Genomic DNA, 18,401 nt, shown 5'->3' with positions numbered 1-18,401 from the left:
CCCGCCGCGCCGCGTTTCGTCGTCGACGCCGATCGAGTCAGATGGCGGCGCGCATCGCCGCGATCACGGCGACCTCATCCGGCAGTTCGGCGGCGGGATCACCGTGCAGGAAGATACGGATCTGGCGCACCGCCTGGTGCAGCAGCATCCCGAGCCCGGAGATCGTGGCGCCGTCGGCCCATCGCGCTGCGAGGGCAGACGGCCACGGTGCGTAGGCGGCGTCGAAGAGCACCCCACCCTGTGCAGCGAGTGCCGTCGCCGTGTCGGCGGGGAGCGTGGTTCCGCTGGGCAGGGTCGCCAAGGTCAGCTCGACGGTCTCCGACGGCGCGTCGAAGGATCGGACATCGACGACCATGCCGAGCCTCTCCCCCAGCTCCGCCAGTGCGGCCGCGGGCGCAGGACGCCGCGCCCGCACATCGGCGCGTGTCGCGCCGATCTCGGAGGCGGCGACCAGCGCCGACGCGGCGGTGGCCCCGGCGCCGAGTATCCGCACGCGGTCGACGTCGGTGACCTGCGCTTCGGCGAGGGCGTCGACGATCCCGCCCACGTCGGTGTTGAACCCGGCGGGGTGCTCCCCCATCAGCAGCGTGTTGACGGCACCGGTGAGCTCCGCGTGACGATCCCTCGTCGCCGCGGCACGGAATGCCTGTTCCTTCAGCGGCATCGTCAGCGAGAGACCGCGCCAGGTGTCGTCGAGCTGAGCGAACACCGGCGCGAAGTCGTCGGCCGACACCTGGCGTCGTCCGTACTCCCAGTCGAGTCCGAGCACGCGGTAGGCGGCGGCATGCAGATCCGGGGACTTGGAATGCGCGATCGGGTCGCCCCAGACCGCCAATCGAGAGCGCGTCACCGTCTCAGCAGCCGCCATCGGGGTTCGCCCGGCACCACTCGCGCCACTTCTCGATCCCCTGCTCGTGCTCGGCCAGCGTCTGGGTGAACAGCGTCTCCCCGGTCGCGAGGTTGATCGTGACGAAGTACAGCCACGGACCTTCTGCGGGCTGCATCGCCGCCTTGATGGCGGCATCGCTCGGGCTGGCGATCGGTGTCGCGGGAAGACCGGTGCGCACGTAGGTGTTCCAGTCGTTGTCGTCTTCGAGCGCTTCCTTGGAGCTCGACACGACGCCTTCGTGCAGGGATCCGTACCCGTACTGCGCGGTGGAGTCCATCTGCAGCTTCATGTCGATGTCGAGACGGTTCTGGATGACCCGCGACACCTTCGGGAAGTCCTCGAGACGCCCCTCGCGCTGGATGATGGAGGCGATCGTGAGGATGCGTTCGGCATCGGCGTCGGGCACACCGGCTGCACTCAGCGACTCGCGGGTGCGATCGACCATGCGCTGGATGACCTGGGGCGCGGTGACTCCCGGATCGAACTCGTACACCGCGGGGAAGAGCCAGCCCTCCAGGCTCGGCGCGTCCACACCATAGGCCATGGGGTCCTGGACGGCCGCCTCGAAGTCGGCCAGCGGAAGCCCGAGAGTCTCCGCCATGTCGGGCAGCGACGACACGATCGTGCCGCCCTCGGCGACCGAGACGGCGTTCGCCATCTTGTTGGCATCGTCCTTGAGCGCCGCGAGCGCGGCCTCCGCCGTCATCTTCTTCTGCAGGCGGTACACGCCCGGATAGAACGTGACCGCGAGGTTCTCGTCGACGATGTAGTCGTAGAAGACGTCTTCGGTCTTGGTCACACCGGCTTCGTAGAGCGCGGTGGACACCGGCCCACCCGTGTCGCCCTGCTTGATGGTGACGAGAGCCTCACCGTTCGCGAGGCCCGGCTCGTAGTCCTTCGACTCGCCCCACCCCAGGGCGTCGCTGATCTTGTCACCGTAGGTGCTCCATGCCCAGGCGCCACCTGCGGCGATACCGCCGAAGACCGCGAGCACGATGATCAGTGCGATCAGGCATCCCTTGCGGCGCTTCTTCTTCTTCGGCTTCGCCTGGACGTGGTCGTCGTGCGGAGCGAAGAGATCGTCGAGTCCTCCGCCGATCACCGGTTCCGGCGCATCGGTCGCGGGCGCCGGCATGACAGCGGGCGCGACCTGCGGCATGGCGCGGGTCGGGGTGTCTGCGGCGTCGGCCGATGCGCGCACCGGAGTCGGAGAGGGACCCTCCGCATCCGAGGCGACCGCGTCGTCGGCCGAGGCACGCACCGGAACGGGCGAAGGCTCAGCGGGTGTGCCGTCCGTTCCCCTGGCCGGTGTCGCGCTCCCCTCGCCGGCAGCGGCCTCACGAGCGGCGCGGCGCGACCCCGGCGCGGGGGCACTGGTGTCGACGGTCGGGATCTGTCTCGTGGGATCGGGCAGATTCTCGAACAGGTCGCCCAGGCGGGAATCGGGGTCGTTCCGGGGGGTGGCGCTGTCGCGTTCAGACATCGTCAGGCGTGCTCCTCGTCGGGCGAGATGGTGGCACCGGCCGGGTTTCCGGTGCTCTTCTCCATGTCGATCGCCTGCTGCAGAAGCACCACGGCGGCGACCTGATCCACAATGCTACGAGAGTTCTTCTGAGATCTCCCCGAGCTACGCAGAGCGGCGTGGGCGCTCACGGTGCTGAGACGCTCGTCCACCAGCCGCACGGGAACACCGCTTCTCGTGTGAAGGGCAGCGGCGAACTCCCGCGCGTCCGTGGTCGATGCCGTGTCGGCACCCTGCATGTTCACGGGGAGGCCGACCACGAATTCCAGGGGGTCGTACTCCCCCGCGATCTGCACGAGGCGATCGATCGATGCGTCATCCCGCGGCACGGTCTCGACCGGGACGGCGAGCATCCCGTCAGGATCGCAGCGTGCGACACCGACTCTCGCCCTGCCGACATCGATGCCGAGCCGCACACCGCGGCGGAAGCCGCTCACGCGCTGTGCAGCTCCTGTGAGATGGCCTCGAGCGCCGCGGGAAGGGCCGCGGCATCCGCGCCACCACCCTGCGCGACGTCGTCGCGACCGCCGCCACCGCCACCGAGCACACCTGCGGCGCGCTTCGCCAGCGCCCCTGCCTTCGCGCCCGCCGCACGTGCCGCATCGTTGGTCGCCACGACCACGACCGGGCGACCGTTGACCACGGCCCCCAATGCCACGACCGCAGCATCCGAACCCAGACGATCGCGGACGCCGTTCACGAGGTCGCGCACATCATCCGCGGAGGCGACATCGCCGAGGTTCTGCGCCGCGAGGCGGAACGCCCCGACGCGCGTCGCCGCCTCGACGATGGAGGGAACCTGGCCGGCGCGCTCCTTCGCCTCGAACTGCGCGATGCGCTTCTCCGCCGCCTTCAGGCTCGCCGTGAGATCGGCGATGCGCTCGGGAAGCTGCTCACGCGGGGTCTTCAGCGAGCTGGTGAGCTGCGAGACGATCGCCCGCTCCGCCGCCAGCTCACGGAAGGCGTCGGCACCGACGAGCGCCTCGATACGTCGGTTGGAGGCTCCGACGGAGGACTCTCCGACCAGGCTCACCAGACCGATCTCCGCGCTCGTGCTCACGTGCGTGCCGGCGCAGAGCTCTCGCGACCAGGGACCGCCGATGTCGACCATGCGCACGACGTCGCCGTACTTCTCGCCGAACAGAGCCATGGCTCCGGCTTCCTTGGCCTCGTCGAGCGAGACGATGCGCGTGGTCACCTCGAGGGATTCCTGCACCGCGCGGTTCGTGATCTCCTCGATCTCGCTGCGGGTGTCGGCCGAGAGGGCCTGCGACCAGGAGAAGTCGAAGCGCATGTAGCCGGCGCGGTTCAAAGAGCCCGCCTGCGTTGCGGTCGGACCGAGCGTGTCGCGGAGCGCGGCGTGCACGAGGTGCGTTGCCGAGTGTGCCTGACGCGCGGCACGGCGGTTCGCGGCGTCCACGACCGTCGTGGCGATGTCATCGACGGCGACGGTTCCGCGCGTGACCTCGACGGTGTGGCTGATCAGGCCGGGGACCGGCTTCTGCACATCGATCACCTCGAGCGCGTAACCGGGACCGACGATGGTGCCCTTGTCGGCCACCTGTCCACCGGACTCCGCGTACAGCGTCGTCTCGGCGAGCACGACCTCGGCGATCTGGCCCTCGGATGCACTGCGCACCGGCGCACCGTCGACGAGGAGCCCGAGCACACGCGACTCGACCTCCAGCGCGGTGTAGCCGTCGAATCCGGTCTCGCCCAGGGCACGCAGCTCACGGTAGACCGACACGTCGGCGAGCTGCCGCTTGCGGTTGCGGGCGTCGTCCTTGGCACGCTGGCGCTGCTCCTGCATGAGCGTGTCGAAAGCGGCGCGGTCGACATCGAGGCCCGCTTCCTCTGCGACCTCGAGGGTGAGGTCGATCGGGAAGCCGTAGGTGTCGTGCAGCAGGAAGGCCTCGGGTCCGCTGAGCGTCTTCCCGCCGCCCTTCCTGGTCTCGTCGAGCGCGAGGTCGAGGATCGTCGATCCGGCGACGAGAGTGCGACGGAACGTCTCCTCCTCGGCGAAGGCGGACGACGACAGGACGGACCAGTCCTTCTCGAGCACCGGGTATGCCGATTTCATCGCGTCGCGCGAGGCGGCGAACAGCTCGGGGAACACGGGCTCGTCGACGCCGAGCAGACGCATCGCCCTGACCGTGCGGCGCATCAGACGGCGCAGGATGTACCCGCGTCCTTCGTTGGAGGGGCGCACGCCATCGGAGAGGAGCATGAGCGAGGAGCGCACATGGTCGGCGACCACGCGGAAGCGCACGTCGTCCTCGTGCTGGGCGCCGTAGGAGCGGCCGGACAGCTCGATCGCGCGGTCGAGCACCGGACGCACCTGGTCCGACTCGTACATGTTCTCGACGCCCTGCTTGATGAACGCGACGCGCTCGAGCCCCATGCCGGTGTCGATGTTCTTCATCGGCAGCTCGCCGACGATGTCGAACTCCGTCTTGCCGCGGATGTTCTCGATGAAGTCCTGCATGAACACGAGGTTCCAGATCTCCAGGAACCTCGAGTCGTCGACGGCGGGACCGCCGTCCTTGCCATAGGCGGGACCGCGGTCGAAGAAGATCTCCGAGTCGGGACCGCCGGGCCCGGGCTGGCCGGTGTTCCAGTAGTTGTCCGCGCGTCCGAGGCGCTGGATGCGCTCGGGCTTCAAACCGATGATGTCGCGCCAGATCGCTTCAGCCTCGTCGTCGGTCTCATAGACCGTGACCCAGAGGTCCTTCTCATCGAAACCGAGGCCGCCGTCCGACTCGGAGCTGGTGAGCAGCTCCCAGGCGTACCGGATCGCGCCTTCCTTGAAGTAGTCGCCGAACGACCAGTTGCCCAGCATCTGGAAGAACGTGCCGTGGCGCGCCGTGCGCCCCACCTCTTCGATGTCGTTGGTGCGGATGCACTTCTGCACGTCGGCGATGCGCGGATGAGGCGCGGGCACGACGCCGGTGAGGTACGGGATCATCGGCACCATTCCGGCCACCGTGAACAACAGAGATGGGTCGTCGCTGACCAGGGAGGCAGAGGGGACGATGAGGTGGTCGTTCTTCTCGAAGAAGTCGAGGTAACGCTGCGCGATCTCCGCAGTTTTCATGGGGTGCCGGGTGTCCTTGCGTGAAGATGCTGCGCCGAAGCGCGGCGATGGTTCAGTTCTTGCCCGGCTCCGTGAGCCGTGCCTCCTGCTCGCGGTAGGCGTCGCCGATGATCGCGGTGAACCCGTTGATGCGGGCATCGACCTCGGCCAGGATGTCGTGGCCGCGGGGGTCCTTGTTCATGAAGTGCGCGGCGACGAAGCCGCCGATCACACCGATCAGGAACCACTGCATGCTCTTCATGACGTCATCCTTGCCCTTGACCCGCGAAGGCGCGGTGTCACCATCGTATGCGGAAACGACAGGAGGCGTCGGGAATCCCGACGCCTCCTGCCTGATTGCTCTATCGCTGGATCAGCGAGCTGCGTAGTACTCGACGACGAGCTGCACTTCACAGGTCACGGGGACCTCGGCGCGCTTCGGACGACGAACCAGACGCGACTGGAGCTTGTCGAGCTCGACCTCGAGGTAGCCCGGAACGGGGGGCAGAACCTCGGCGTGACCGCCGGCTGCTGCCACCTGGAAGGGCTCGGTGCCCTCGCTCTTGGCCTTGACGTGGATGAGCTGACCCGGCTTCACGCGGAACGACGGGCGGTCGACGAGCTGTCCGTCGACCAGGATGTGACGGTGCACGACGAGCTGGCGAGCCTGCGCGGTGGTGCGGGCGAAGCCCGAACGCACGACGAGAGCGTCGAGACGCATCTCGAGCAGCTCGACCAGGTTCTCACCGGTCAGACCGTCCTGACGACGAGCCTCGTTGAAGGTGTTGCGCATCTGCTTCTCGCGGATGCCGTACTGCTCGCGAAGACGCTGCTTCTCACGCAGACGGACGGCGTAGTCGCTGTCTGCCTTGCGCTTGGTGCGGCCGTGCTCACCCGGAGCGTAGGGACGCTTCTCGAGGTAGCGGGCGGCCTTCGGGGTGAGAGCGACGCCGAGGGCGCGGCTGAGACGCACCTTGCGGCGGTCCTGGGACTTCGTGGTCACGAAGTTTTCCTTCCGATGACGTGGTCGCGTCTTTCACGACTCACGGACGTATCGTCCGCGTTCTGCCTTGGAGCGCACGCCGGGGCGCCAGCAAGGTGGGGTGTGAACGAGGAGATGCCCGAAAACTCGGTTTCGAGCCGCTCAAGTCTAACAGATCGCCCTCATCCGCCGGATCGGCGCGGTCAGCGGTCGCCGAGGATGCGGCGGATGCGCTCGAGACGGGCACCGATGTCGCGCTCCGCCCCGAGGTTCTTCGGCTCGTAGTAGTGCCGCCCGTCGAGTTCGTCCGGCAGATACTGCTGCGGCACGATCCCGAACTCGCTGTCGTGCGAATAGACGTATCCCCGACCGTGCCCGAGGCGCTTGGCCCCCGGGTAGTGCGCATCCCGCAGGTGCAGCGGCACCCGGCCGAAACCGCCGGCACGGATGTCGGCGATGGCCGCGTCGATGCCCACGTAGGCCGCATTCGACTTGGCGGTGGTCGCCAGGTAGACCGTCGCTTCGGCGAGGGGGATGCGCCCTTCCGGCATGCCGATGAACGCCACGGCGTCGGCAGCGGCGACCGCGATGGCGAGGGCCTGCGGGTCGGCGAGGCCGACGTCTTCGGACGCGGAGATCACCAGACGCCGTGCGATGAAGCGCGGGTCCTCGCCCGCCTCGATCATGCGGGCGAGATAGTGCAGCGCGGCGTCGGGGTCGGACCCCCTGATCGACTTGATGAACGCGCTGATGACGTCGTAGTGCTCGTCGCCCTGTCGGTCATAGCGCAGCAGCGCCTTGTCGACCGCCTGCGAGATGTCGTCGGCCGACACCTCCGGCACGCCCTGGCTCTCGGCCGCGTCGTCGGCGTCCGCCTCGGCGGCCGTCGCGTGGGACAGCGCAACCGCGGCGCCCGCCTCCAGACCCGTGAGGGCGCGACGGGCATCACCCGAAGCGAGCCGGACGAGGGCCGACCGGGCCTCATCGCTGAGGGCGACTGCTCCGTTGAGTCCGCGGGCGTCGGTCACCGCCCTGTCGACGAGCAGACCGATGTCGTCGTCGGTGAGGGGTTGCAGCGTCAGCAGCAGCGAACGCGAGAGCAGCGGCGAGATCACCGAGAACGACGGGTTCTCGGTGGTCGCGGCGATCAGGATCACCCAGCCGTTCTCGACACCGGGAAGGAGCGCGTCCTGCTGCGCCTTCGTGAAGCGATGGATCTCGTCGAGGAAGAGGATCGTCGTCTGCCCGTAGAGGTCGCGCTGCGTCACGGCCTCCTGCATGACCTCGCGCACGTCCTTCACCCCGGCGGTGATCGCGGAGAGCTCGACGAAGCGACGACCCGACGAGCGGGCGATGGCCTGCGCGAGCGTCGTCTTCCCGGTGCCAGGCGGGCCCCACAGGATGATCGACACGGCCCCGGGCGCGGTCGCCTCGGGATCGGCGAGGGCGACGATCGGAGAGCCGGCGCGCAGCAGATGACGCTGCCCGGCGACCTCGGCGAGGGAAACAGGGCGCATGCGCACGGCGAGGGGCGTCTGCCCGGAGAGCAGCGCGGCAGGGGACGTCATCATCCCAGGCTAACGGCGGTCTCCGACACTTCGGCGAACCTCCGCCCTCCCGGTAGGCTCTCAGGCGACGCCGTGGAGCGGCGTTCGGATGGGAGACCAGGGCATGGCCGCACGCGGTTCGAAGAACGCACAGTCGCGCACGTCGGCGGAGCGCGCACGACTGCACGCCGCGCGCACCCAGTGGCACGAGGGGCAGATCCGCCGTCGTGTCCGCGACAACACGATCGCCGCCATCGTCGGCAGCCTCATCGTGGTCGCGGCGATCGGCAGCCAGGTCGTGCACGCCCAGGTCACGGCCCCGGAACCGGAGCCCACCCCCACGCCCTCCGTCGAGCCGTCCACCGCTCCGACCGAAGCGCCGACGGAGACCCCCGCCCCCGTCCCCTCGGACGCGCCCGCCGAGTGATCGGCAGAGCCCACCGCCACTGCGCTCGCCGTTCTCCCCGGCTCACGGCTCGATCACGGCGAGGCGATAGCCCCGCTTGACGACGGTCTGGACGAGGTCGATCCCGCCCAGCGCCTCACGCAGTCGGGCGACGGCGGCCTCCACCGCATGACCGCTGCGTTCGCCGCCGGGGAGCATCCTCGCCAGCTCCGCCCTCGACAGCACCCGTCCACGAGCGAGGAAGAGCGCCTCGATCACTCCGGCGGCTCCACGGGGCAGGGGGATGAAGCACCCGTCGAGCACAACACCACCGCTGCGCACGTCGAGACGCCCGAGCTCGGTGAGAAGCGATCGTGCTCCGCTTCGATAGTGCGACAGGACACAGCTCGTCAGTCCTCCGGGCGCTGACGGCGCGACGTATCGCACGGGCAGGCGGGCGGCCCGAAGCCGACCCGCCTCCTCCTCGTCCTTCGCGATCAGGAGCAACCGCCCCGCTTCAGCCCTTCGGCGATTCGCGTCGAGGGTCCCTGTGCTCACCGCCGCCCCGACCCATGAGGCGGCGGACGCGGTGAAGAGCACCGCGTCGGCACCGCCGAAGCCCGCGCGATGCACGGCACGGCGAAGCACGGCCGGAGACGGAGCCGCCTCACGACGCCCTGGCACCCGCGTCACATCCGCTCCCCCCGCGCGGAGTGCACGTTCGAGGTCGTCGATGTCGGCCGCACGACTCGCGGCGAGAGAGGCGTCCGCGGCCCTCGTGTCGACCGAGACGATGATTCTGCATCCTGCGAGGACCGGGCGCGCCCCCGAACGCCCAGTCCTCATGCGGGGCTGTCCGCACGGAGCGGGGAACGGCGATGCCGCGCACCGTCGCGTTGTCGCTCGCCCCATCCGATCGCCTCGGTCGCGCCCCGTTCCCGGCGCGGCTCCTCGGAGCCCCTCCCTGCAGCCGACGCGCCCTCTTCCGTCAGTGGCAGCGGTTCCTCGGAGATCCGCATTCCACTGTCGAGGAGGGGTGTGCGGCATGCGAGCCCCGCAGCGCTCAGCCGGTCCCGGAGCGCGGGGAGCTGGTTCCGCCCCACTCCCTGCAACTCGATCCGGGAGCGGATGATCCGCGGGTGCAGGCCGAGATCCTGCGCGATGCGTCCGATGCCGATGAGCTGCTCGGGTGTGAGGGCTCCTCCTGCCACCGGCGAGACCACGGCACGAGTCGTGTCGGCTCGGACGTGCTCCTCCGGCCGCTCGCTCTCTTCCTGCCGGTGAGGCGTGCGCTGCGGGATCGGCTCTCCGGCGAGCGACGTGAGGGCGCGAGCCACGGCCAGTGTGCACCGCTCGCACCCCGGCTCCCGGCCGAAGCGCGTGCCGACCCCGCTGAAGGTGAGCAGCCCCTCCCCTCGGAGCGCCGTGAGAAGCGCCCACTGCGACATGCCGATGTGGATGCAGACCGCGGCGTCTTCGTCGTGCGTCGTCCGGCGCAGCTCGTCCGCCAGCCGCCCTCGCGACGCGACACCGACGAGCCGGCGAAGCGAGGCATGACCACTCGTGTCGCCCACCAGAACGGCGCCGAGGAGCGTGCGCGCGTCGTCCGTGAGAACGACCTTGCGGTACACGCCTGCGCCACGACGACGATCGGTGACGACCTCGATCCGGTCTGCGGTGTGAGGCTGCGACTCCCCGAAACTCACGACGTCGATTCCGGCGACGGTGTGATGCACGCCGTCCACGTGCCCGAAGAAGCGTCCCGCTCCCCCGCACAGCTGCGACGCCGCCGCCTCCGCCATGGCGCGCGCTGCCGGGGCCGCATCGATGCCGCGCCCGTCGAAGTTCGCGACCTCTCCGATCGCGAGGATGCGCGGATCGGACGTGGCGCAACCCTCGTCGACGATCACGCCGCCGAGCGCGCGCACGTCGAGCCCGGCGTTGCGCGCGAGTTCGTCCCGTGGCCGCACGCCGACAGTGAAGACCACGACATCGGCGCGTTGGAAGGTGCCGTCCTGGAACTCCAGCGCCGTGACGGCACCCGAGTCGTCGGCGTCGAGGCGGGTCGTCCTGGTTCGGGTCCGCACCGCGATGCCGCGCGCTTCGAGGCCCTCCTGCAGCACCCCGGCGCCGTCGCCGTCCAGCATCGCCGGCAGCAGGCGGTCCGCGTACTGCACGAGCGTCGTGCCCACACCCGCCTCGTTGAGCGCGAGGGCGGTCTCGACACCGTGCAGTCCCCCGCCGATCACGACGCCGCGCAGCGGACGACCGAGGCGGCGGGATCGCACGTCGACGAACTCCCTCACCGATTCCGCATCCTCGATCGTGCGCAGCACGAAGCACCCGGGAAGACGTGCTCCCGACACGGCTGCACGCGCTGCGAAAGACCCCGTGGCCAGCACCAGCACGTCGTACGGGTACGTGCGCCGTGAGCGCGTGCGGGCCGTGCGTGCCGACCTGTCGATGTGCAGCACACGATCATCACGGATCAGGCGCACGCGATCGTCGCGGAAGACGGAGCGATCGAGCCGAAGCTGCGCGGCATCGCGCCCGGAGAGGACATCGACCAGGGCGGACCTGTCGTACGGACCGTGGGTTTCATCGCCGATCACGGTGACCCGCACGGCCGCATCGGGGTCGCGGAGCAGACTCTCGACGAAGCGGTGCGCCGCCATCCCCGCTCCGACGACCAGGATGTCGCTCGGCGGCGATGTGGTGTCCTTCATGCTGCTCCTGTCGACCGGAAGGCTGTCGTCCTGGCGACAATAGGAGGACCGTGTTACCTGCAGATGACGAGGAGTGCTCCCCGGATCGAACGTTCTCGTCACGAAACGGTAACGGTCGCGCGAGAAGTCGGGGCCTCACCCGCGGTGCTCCGGCGTACTAGGCTGAGCCTCGTCCTTTCCGCCTCCCGCGGCCCGACCGCGCAAGGAGAATCACGTGTCTGCCAACGAGCCCACGAAGCCGACTCCCCCCGTCCCCGGACCCCCCGCCGTGCCGATGCCGCGAAAGGCGCCGACACCGGCCGCCGTCGCGCCCGTCGCATCGGTGCCGGCCGCATCCTCGACCTCAGCCGAATGGGGTCGTGTGTCCGAAGACGGCACCGTCGAGGTCAAGGAGGGCGATGCCTGGCGCGTCGTCGGCCAGTACCCCGACGGAACTCCCGACGAGGCCCTCGCCTACTTCGTCCGCAAGTTCGACGACATCGCCTTCAAGGTGCAGACGCTCGAGCAGCGCCACCAGGCAGGCGGAGCTTCTGCCGGCGACCTGGCCAAGCAGGCTGCGCACCTGATCGAGGAGGCGACCGATGCCGCCGCCGTCGGCGATCTCGCAGGACTGCGCGATCGGCTCAACGCGCTCACCTCGTCGTTGTCGGAAGCCACCGAGCAGGAGGCGCAGCAGGCCAAGGAGCTCGTCGACAAGGCGATCGCCGAGCGCACGATCCTCGTCGAGCGCGCCGAGGAGATCGCCGCCCGCGACCTCAGCAAGGTGCAGTGGAAGCAGGTTACCGCCGAGCTCGGCGAGCTGTTCGACGCCTGGCAGGCGCAGCAGCAGAACGGACCGCGCCTGTCGAAGGGAATCTCCCAGCAGCTCTGGAAGCGGTTCCGCGACGCCCGTGCGATCGTCGACAAGCAGCGCCGTGCGTTCTACTCCGAGCTCGACGATGCGCACAAGGCAGCGCGCGACGCGAAGACCCGTCTGGTCGAACGCGCCGAGGCGCTCGCCCCCCGTGGCACGGACGGCATCCCCGCGTATCGCAACCTCCTCGACGAGTGGAAGGCATCCGGGCGCGCCGGACGCAAGGCCGACGATGCCCTCTGGGCGCGCTTCAAGGCTGCCGGCGACGCTCTCTACGCCGCGCGTGCCGAGCAGGCCGCTGCGGAAGAGGCAGACTCCGCGCCGAAGATCGAGGCTCGCGAGGCCCTCCTCGAAGAGGCGAAGGCCGTCGCGGACGAGTCGAACATCAAGCGGGCCCGTGCACTTCTCACGCGCATCCAGCGGCAGTGGGACGAGATCGGCCGCGTCTTCCCCCGGGAGAAGGAGCGTGCACTCGACGACAAGCTCCGCGCGATCGAGCAGGCTTTGAAGGGCCGCGAAGACGTGGACTGGAAGAAGAACAACCCCGAGACCAAGGCACGCGCGAACGACATGAGTTCGCAGCTGCTCGAGGCGATCGAGAAGCTCGAGGCCGAGGTCGCCGCGGCGGAGAAGGCGGGCGACAAGAAGGCTGCCAAGGCCGCATCCGACGCACTCGAAGCGCGACGCGCCTGGCTGAGCGCCCTCGGCAGCTGATCCGTTCTCCACAGCTCACCCACGAGCTCGGAAGAGGCGGGGTGCACTGCGCCAGACTGGCGTGATGCACCCCGCCTTTCTCTACGTCCCCGGTGAGCGGTTGAGCCAGTCGGAGCTGAGCGCCGCGCGGATCGACGGCCACGTGGTCGAGGTGGGCGACGCCTACGTCCCCGCTGACCTCATCGAGGGACCCGATGTCAGGGCCAGCACGATCGCCACCCTGGTGCGGCCGGGAACCGCAGCCTCGGGTCCGACCGCCGCCTGGATCCACGGCGCCGGTGACGCCCCGCCCGCCGTGCATCACATCAGGCGCTGCGTCGAGAGGCGCATCAGAGCCGTCACCAGTTCACGACTCGTCTTCCACGACACCGTGGTGCCGTCGTCCGACCTTCAGCAGATCGGCGGAGTGCTGGTGTCGACGCCGATGCGGACGATGCTCGACCTCGCCACGACGCTGCACCGAGACCCCCGAGTGCTCACGTGGATGGACCGTCTCGCCATCGTGTTCCCCGAAGCGCCCGAGGCCGCGGGAGACGCGTTGCGCGACATGAGCCGTGTTCCCGGCAGTCGCGTCGGAATGGCCGTGCTGGAGCGACTCTCGCTCAAGAAGAGGTGACGCGGTAGACGTCGTAGACGGCGTCGATCCGGCGCACCGCGTTGAGCACACGGTCCAGGTGAACGGCGTCACCCATCTCGAACACGAAACGACTCAATGCCAGGCGCTCATCGGTGGTCGTGACCGTCGCCGAGAGGATGTTGACGTGGTGCTCGCTCAGAACGCGCGTGACGTCCGAGAGGAGCCCAGAGCGGTCGAGGGCCTCGACCTGGATCTGCACGCGGAACACGCTCTTGGTGGTCGGCGCCCAGGACACCTCGACGAACCGGTCTTGCTCGCTGCCGAGGGCCTTGACGTTGACGCAGTCGGCACGATGCACCGAGACGCCGCTGCCACGGGTCACGAAACCGACGATCTGATCGCCGGGAACAGGTGTGCAGCACTTGGCCAGCTTCACCAGGATGTCGTTGGCTCCACGAACGAGCACACCGGAGTCCCCTGATCGCGGCTCGCGGCTCGGAGCGCTGCCAGGCAGATCGATGGCACCCGTCGTGGGGTCGCTCGCCGCCACGAGAGCGGTGACCTTCTCCAGCACCGACTGGGTGGAGACATGCCCCTCACCGACGGCGGCGTAGAGTGCGGACACGTCCTCGTAGTGCATGCCCCGCGCCACTTCCGTGAACGAATCATGACTCATCAGACGCTGCAGTGGCAGGTTCTGTCGGCGCATCGCACGGGCGATGGCCTCCTTGCCCTGCTCGATCGCCTCCTCGCGGCGCTCCTTCGTGAACCATCCGCGGATCTTGTTGCGGGCGCGGGTGCTCGCGACGAAGCCGAGCCAGTCCTGGCTGGGACCTGCGTCGGGGTTCTTCGAGGTGAACACCTCGACGACGTCGCCGCTCTTGAGCTCGGATTCCAGCGGAACCAGACGACCGTTGACCTTCGCACCCATCGTGCGGTGGCCGATCTCGGTGTGCACGGCGTACGCGAAGTCCACCGGCGTCGCACCCGACGGGAGTCCGATCACGCGGCCCTTCGGGGTGAAGACGTAGACCTCTTTCGCCCCGATCTCGAACCGGAGCGACTCCAGGAACTCACCGGGGTCGGCGGTCTCCGCCTGCCAGTCGGAGATGTGCGCGAGCCACGCCATGTCGGTGTCAGAGGCGCGTACCTCGGTCTTGCCGCCGCCGTTCATCCGCTCCTTGTACATCCAGTGCGCCGCGACACCGTACTCGGCCTGCTGGTGCATCTCGTGCGTGCGGATCTGGATCTCGACAGTGCGGCCGGCGGGGCCGATCACGGTGGTGTGCAGCGACTGGTAGAGGTTGAATTTGGGCGTCGCGATGTAGTCCTTGAACCGGCCGGGCAGCGGAGTCCAGCGCGCGTGGATCGCACCGAGCACGGCGTAGCAGTCGCGCACCGAGGCGACCAGCACCCGGATGCCGATCAGGTCGTAGATGTCATCGAACTCGCGACCGCGGATGACCATCTTCTGGTACACCGAGTAGAGCTGCTTCGGTCGACCGACCACCTTGCCGCGGATGCGGAGATCGCGCAGATCCTCGTCGATCTCCTCGACGACCTGAGTCAGGTACTTCTCGCGTTGCGGGGTGCGCTGGGCGATGAGGCTGTGGATCTCGTTGTAGATCTTCGGGTGCAGCACCGCGAAGGAGAGATCCTCGAGCTCCGACTTGATCGCCTGGATACCGAGGCGATTGGCCAGCGGCGCGTAGATCTCCAGCGTCTCCTTGGCCTTCTTCGCCGCCTTCTCGGGCGGGACGAAACCCCAGGTGCGCGCGTTGTGGAGACGGTCGGCGAGCTTGATCAAGAGCACCCGGATGTCTTTCGACATCGCGACGATCATCTTGCGGACGGTCTCGGCCTGGGCGCTCTCGCCGTACTTGACCTTGTCGAGTTTGGTGACGCCGTCGACGAGCATCGCGACCTCGTCGCCGAACTCGGCGGTGAGGTCGGTCAGCGCATACCCCGTGTCCTCGACCGTGTCGTGGAGCAGTGCGGCCGCGATCGCCCGCGGTCCGAGGCCGAGCTCCGCGAGGATCTGCGCGACCGCGAGCGGGTGCGTGATGTACGGCTCGCCGCTCTGGCGCTTCTGGCCCTCGTGCTTCTCCTTGGCGACCGCGTAGGCCCTCTCGATGACCGAGAAGTCACCCTTGGGGTGATTCGCGCGCACTGTGCGGATCAGGTTGTCGAGGTCGTTGATCCTGGACGCGCGGGAGAAGATGCGGGGAACCAGCCGTCGCAGACTCGAACCCTGCGATGACGTCTGCGGTTCCGCCATCAACTCACCTCCCGATCAGTTCATCCTACGCGTGCTGGGCGGGACGAGCTCCCGCTGAGTCGACCGGTCAGACCTCGACCGAGGCCTTGCTGCGGCTCTCGCGGATGCGGGCGTCGCGTGCCTTGAGCTGCGGCTCGTTCTCGCGGAACAGCGAGTAGAGCGGAGCAGCCACGAAGAGCGTCGAGTAGGTCGCCACCAGGATGCCGACGAAGATCGACAGCGAGATGTCGGTGAGCGACTCCGCACCGAGCCAGAAAGCGCCGATGAAGAGCACGGCGCCGACCGGCAGCGCTGCGACCACCGAGGTGTTGATGGAGCGCACCAGCGTCTGGTTCACGGCGAGGTTCACCGATTCACCGAACAGTCGGGCGGACTTCTCCCCGTCCTCCGTGGTGTTCTCCCGGATCTTGTCGAACACGACCGTGGTGTCGTACAGCGAGTACGCGAGGATCGTCAGGAAGCCGATCACGGCCGCGGGCGAGATCTCGAAGCCGGCCAGCGCGTAGACGCCCACCGTGATCACGAGCACGTCGAGCAGACCGATGATGGCCGCGGCCGACATCTTCCACGTGCGGAAGTAGATCGCGAGGATCAGGAAGGTCAGCGCGAGGAAGATCGCAAGACCCCACAGCGACTGCTTCGTGACGTTCTCGCCCCAGGCCGGGCCGATGAAGGAGGAGGTGACGGCAGAGGGCTCGACGCTGTAGGCCTTCGCCAGCGCCTCGCCGACCTGCTGGGTCTCCGCGGCGCTCATCTGGTCGGTCTGGACGCGGATGTCCGTGCCGTTGACCACGACGACCTTCGTCGCCGCTCCGGGCACGACCGACTGCACCGCGGTGGTCGCGGTGTCCTGCTCGACGCTGTCCGGCGCCTGAACGGTGAACTGCGATCCCCCGGTGAACTCGATCGAGAACTGGATCGGGCGGATCAGGGGCACGAGTGCCGATCCGACGACGAGAGCGATCGCGATGATGAACCATAGACGCCGCTTGCCGACGAACGGGAAAGAGGTCTTCCCCGAGTAGAGGTTGTTGCCGAACTCATTCATGGAAGGCATCAGGCGTCTCCCTCACTTCCGGCGTTGGTGGGTTTGTCACCCGCGAGGGCCTCGGCGCGCTTGCGTTCGGCGATGGTCTGTCTGCGATCCGCCTCACCGCGGGAGCGGGCGTTCTTCGCGCCCCGCCCTGCGGATACCGTGGTCACCTCGCGATACTGCGAGCGGCTGCGGTACACGGCGCCCAGAGCCGCGGGGTCGAGACCGGAGAGCTTGTGGCCTCCGCCGAAGAATCGCGTGCGTGCGAGCAACTGCATCACGGGATGCGTGAAGATCACGAAGATGAACACGTCGATGAGCGTCGTGAGGCCGAGCGTGAACGCGAAGCCCTTCACCGTGGCGTCGGCCAGGATGTAGAGCACGAGCGCCGCGAGGATGTTGATGGACTTCGAGATGTAGATCGTGCGCTTGGCGCGACCCCAGCCGTCTTCCACCGCAGAGGTGATCGACTTTCCATCACGGAGTTCGTCTCGTATTCGCTCGAAGTACACGATGAACGAGTCGGCCGTGAAACCGATGGAGACGATCAGACCGGCGACACCGGCGAGCGACAGGCGGAAGCCGATGCGCCACGCCAGGATGCAGATGATGATGTAGGTGAGGATCGCCATCACCGCGATCGACGCGATGATCACCGACCCGAGCGCGCGATAGACGATCAGCGAGTAGATCGCCACCAACGCGAGACCGATGAGTCCGGCGATCAGACCGATCTGCAGCTGCTGGGTGCCCAGCGTGGCCGAGATCGTGTCGGAGCTCTGCACCGTGAAGCTGAGCGGAAGAGCACCGAACTTGAGCTGGTCCGCGAGAGTCGTCGCGGTCTCCTGTGTGAAGCTGCCCGAGATGCTCGGCTTTCCGTCGAGGATCTGGCCGTTCATGCGCGGCGCGCTGATCACGTTGCCGTCGAGAACGAACGCGAACTGATCGCGCGGCGTGAGCCCGTCGATGCGGTTCTGGTTCAGACGGGTGCTGACCTTGCCGAAGGCGTCGGCCCCGTCGCCGTTCATCGTGAGCTGGACGAGCCATGCGCCCGACTTCGGATCGCGACCGGCCGAGGCGTCTGTGATGGCGGTTCCGTCGAGCTCGGCAGGTCCGAGGATGTACTTCGCCGTCCCGTCCGCCGAGCAGGCGATGAGCGGCTGGTCCTTCGGCGCCTTCGCGGCGTTGTTGTCGGGGTTCGCGCAGTCGTACGCCTGGAACTCCGCGGCCAGCTTGTCCGTGACCCAGGAGAGGTCGCTCGCGTCTGTCGGCTCGGCCGTCGGCGTCGAGTTGAGCCCCGGGTCCGGGCTCGGGTACGGCGTGGAGTTGCCGTCCTCGCCGACGAACTCGTTGGTCGCCGCCGTGGTGTACAGAACGGGGCGGAACTCGAGCTGAGCGCTCGACTGGATCCGCTCCCGCGTCTGCGCGTCGGCCTCACCCGGGATCTGGACGACGATGTTCTGTCCGCCCTCGGTGGTGATGTCGGCCTCGGCGACACCCGAGGCGTCGACGCGCTGACGGATGATCGCAGCGGCCTGATCGAGCTGCTCGGTCGAGGGGGCGGCGCCGTCCTCGGTCTCCGCGCTCAGGACGATCTGCGTGCCGCCCTGGAGGTCGAGGGCGAGCTCGGGTGACCACGAGCTCGCGGCCTCCCCGTTGCTGTCCTTGAAGACGTACACGCCCAGCGCGTTGATGCCGAAGAGCACGCCCGTCACGAGGAGCAGGCCGAGAAGGACCCGCCAGGCGTGACGGACGGGAGAGGATGAAGCCACGTGTGTTCAGCTTTCTGGAAGGACGGAGATCCGAGCGGCCGCGTCGGCCC

General features: G+C 68.4%; 15 protein-coding genes. 3 read left to right on the top strand and 12 right to left on the bottom strand.

The features are described 5' to 3' along the window. Window positions 1-37: 37 nt before the first annotated feature. The 7 genes from ASC55_RS02060 to ASC55_RS02030 form a co-directional block, all read right to left on the bottom strand. Window positions 38-868 (bottom strand): shikimate dehydrogenase family protein, encoded by an 831-nt coding sequence (locus ASC55_RS02060; protein ID WP_055872487.1) that lies wholly within the window; start codon window positions 866-868, stop codon window positions 38-40. Further along, window positions 855-2,372 carry an endolytic transglycosylase MltG gene (mltG, locus tag ASC55_RS02055; RefSeq protein WP_055872486.1) on the bottom strand — a complete coding sequence of 506 codons (1,518 nt, stop codon included), beginning with the start codon at window positions 2,370-2,372 and terminating at the stop codon, window positions 855-857. Before mltG ends, ASC55_RS02060 begins: the two co-directional genes overlap by 14 nt. Window positions 2,373-2,374: 2 nt before the next feature. Continuing rightward, window positions 2,375-2,848 carry a Holliday junction resolvase RuvX gene (gene ruvX, locus ASC55_RS02050; protein ID WP_055872485.1) on the bottom strand — a complete coding sequence of 158 codons (474 nt, stop codon included), beginning with the start codon at window positions 2,846-2,848 and terminating at the stop codon, window positions 2,375-2,377. Beyond that, on the bottom strand, window positions 2,845-5,505 hold the full coding sequence (gene alaS / locus ASC55_RS02045) for an alanine--tRNA ligase (RefSeq protein ID WP_055868077.1): 2,661 nt from the start codon (window positions 5,503-5,505) through the stop codon (window positions 2,845-2,847). The genes ruvX and alaS overlap by 4 nt, the downstream gene beginning before the upstream one ends. Before the next feature lie 52 nt (window positions 5,506-5,557). Further along, on the bottom strand, window positions 5,558-5,746 hold the full coding sequence (locus ASC55_RS02040; protein WP_017830547.1) for a hypothetical protein: 189 nt from the start codon (window positions 5,744-5,746) through the stop codon (window positions 5,558-5,560). A gap of 111 nt (window positions 5,747-5,857) precedes the next feature. Then, entirely contained in the window at window positions 5,858-6,487 is a 630-nt protein-coding gene (gene rpsD, locus ASC55_RS02035; protein ID WP_017830546.1) for a 30S ribosomal protein S4, read from the bottom strand. A gap of 182 nt (window positions 6,488-6,669) precedes the next feature. Next, window positions 6,670-8,037 carry a replication-associated recombination protein A gene (locus ASC55_RS02030; RefSeq protein ID WP_373695448.1) on the bottom strand — a complete coding sequence of 456 codons (1,368 nt, stop codon included), beginning with the start codon at window positions 8,035-8,037 and terminating at the stop codon, window positions 6,670-6,672. A 100-nt stretch (window positions 8,038-8,137) separates the two neighbouring features. On the opposite strand from ASC55_RS02030, the gene ASC55_RS02025 reads away from it, so the two are divergent. Next, window positions 8,138-8,440, top strand: coding sequence for a hypothetical protein (locus ASC55_RS02025; protein ID WP_229778900.1), 303 nt, complete (start codon window positions 8,138-8,140; stop codon window positions 8,438-8,440). A gap of 42 nt (window positions 8,441-8,482) precedes the next feature. Here the strand turns inward: ASC55_RS02025 and ASC55_RS02020 are convergent, their stop codons facing one another. Both ASC55_RS02020 and ASC55_RS02015 read right to left on the bottom strand, forming a co-directional pair. Continuing rightward, window positions 8,483-9,244 carry a winged helix-turn-helix domain-containing protein gene (locus ASC55_RS02020; protein ID WP_055872483.1) on the bottom strand — a complete coding sequence of 254 codons (762 nt, stop codon included), beginning with the start codon at window positions 9,242-9,244 and terminating at the stop codon, window positions 8,483-8,485. Then, window positions 9,241-11,124, bottom strand: a complete 1,884-nt coding sequence (locus tag ASC55_RS02015; RefSeq protein ID WP_055872482.1) for an FAD-dependent oxidoreductase — start codon at window positions 11,122-11,124, stop codon at window positions 9,241-9,243. Before ASC55_RS02015 ends, ASC55_RS02020 begins: the two co-directional genes overlap by 4 nt. 214 nt (window positions 11,125-11,338) lie before the next feature. Here ASC55_RS02015 and ASC55_RS02010 point away from each other — a divergent pair, with 214 nt between their 5' ends. Together ASC55_RS02010 and ASC55_RS02005 are read left to right on the top strand one after the other, a co-directional pair. Beyond that, window positions 11,339-12,691, top strand: coding sequence for a DUF349 domain-containing protein (locus tag ASC55_RS02010; protein WP_200935128.1), 1,353 nt, complete (start codon window positions 11,339-11,341; stop codon window positions 12,689-12,691). Between the two features lie 64 nt (window positions 12,692-12,755). Next, complete coding sequence (locus ASC55_RS02005; RefSeq protein ID WP_055872481.1) at window positions 12,756-13,307, top strand: type IV toxin-antitoxin system AbiEi family antitoxin; 552 nt, start codon at window positions 12,756-12,758, stop codon at window positions 13,305-13,307. Here ASC55_RS02005 and ASC55_RS02000 read toward each other — a convergent pair. The 3 genes from ASC55_RS02000 to secD form a co-directional block, all read right to left on the bottom strand. After that, window positions 13,294-15,546, bottom strand: a complete 2,253-nt coding sequence (locus ASC55_RS02000) for a RelA/SpoT family protein (protein WP_017830540.1) — start codon at window positions 15,544-15,546, stop codon at window positions 13,294-13,296. The genes ASC55_RS02005 and ASC55_RS02000 overlap by 14 nt on opposite strands. 67 nt (window positions 15,547-15,613) lie before the next feature. Then, window positions 15,614-16,603, bottom strand: coding sequence for a protein translocase subunit SecF (gene secF / locus ASC55_RS01995; RefSeq protein WP_055872480.1), 990 nt, complete (start codon window positions 16,601-16,603; stop codon window positions 15,614-15,616). Next, window positions 16,603-18,351, bottom strand: coding sequence for a protein translocase subunit SecD (gene secD / locus ASC55_RS01990; RefSeq protein WP_055872479.1), 1,749 nt, complete (start codon window positions 18,349-18,351; stop codon window positions 16,603-16,605). The genes secF and secD overlap by 1 nt, the downstream gene beginning before the upstream one ends. Window positions 18,352-18,401: the final 50 nt, after the last annotated feature.

Source organism: Microbacterium sp. Root322 (genome assembly GCF_001425645.1).
Lineage (GTDB): Bacteria > Actinomycetota > Actinomycetes > Actinomycetales > Microbacteriaceae > Microbacterium > Microbacterium maritypicum.
This window is presented reverse-complemented; position numbering and strand designations above follow the sequence as displayed.

Coding starts and splice junctions, on each gene's coding strand:
- ASC55_RS02060 (WP_055872487.1), bottom strand. CDS start 868: ATGGCGGCTGCTGAGACGGTGACGCGCTCTCGATTGGCGGTCTGGGGC.
- mltG (WP_055872486.1), bottom strand. CDS start 2,372: ATGTCTGAACGCGACAGCGCCACCCCCCGGAACGACCCCGATTCCCGC.
- alaS (WP_055868077.1), bottom strand. CDS start 5,505: ATGAAAACTGCGGAGATCGCGCAGCGTTACCTCGACTTCTTCGAGAAG.
- ASC55_RS02040 (WP_017830547.1), bottom strand. CDS start 5,746: ATGAAGAGCATGCAGTGGTTCCTGATCGGTGTGATCGGCGGCTTCGTC.
- ASC55_RS02030 (WP_373695448.1), bottom strand. CDS start 8,037: ATGATGACGTCCCCTGCCGCGCTGCTCTCCGGGCAGACGCCCCTCGCC.
- ASC55_RS02025 (WP_229778900.1), top strand. CDS start 8,138: ATGGCCGCACGCGGTTCGAAGAACGCACAGTCGCGCACGTCGGCGGAG.
- ASC55_RS02020 (WP_055872483.1), bottom strand. CDS start 9,244: ATGAGGACTGGGCGTTCGGGGGCGCGCCCGGTCCTCGCAGGATGCAGA.
- ASC55_RS02015 (WP_055872482.1), bottom strand. CDS start 11,124: ATGAAGGACACCACATCGCCGCCGAGCGACATCCTGGTCGTCGGAGCG.
- ASC55_RS02005 (WP_055872481.1), top strand. CDS start 12,756: ATGCACCCCGCCTTTCTCTACGTCCCCGGTGAGCGGTTGAGCCAGTCG.
- ASC55_RS02000 (WP_017830540.1), bottom strand. CDS start 15,546: ATGGCGGAACCGCAGACGTCATCGCAGGGTTCGAGTCTGCGACGGCTG.
- secF (WP_055872480.1), bottom strand. CDS start 16,603: ATGCCTTCCATGAATGAGTTCGGCAACAACCTCTACTCGGGGAAGACC.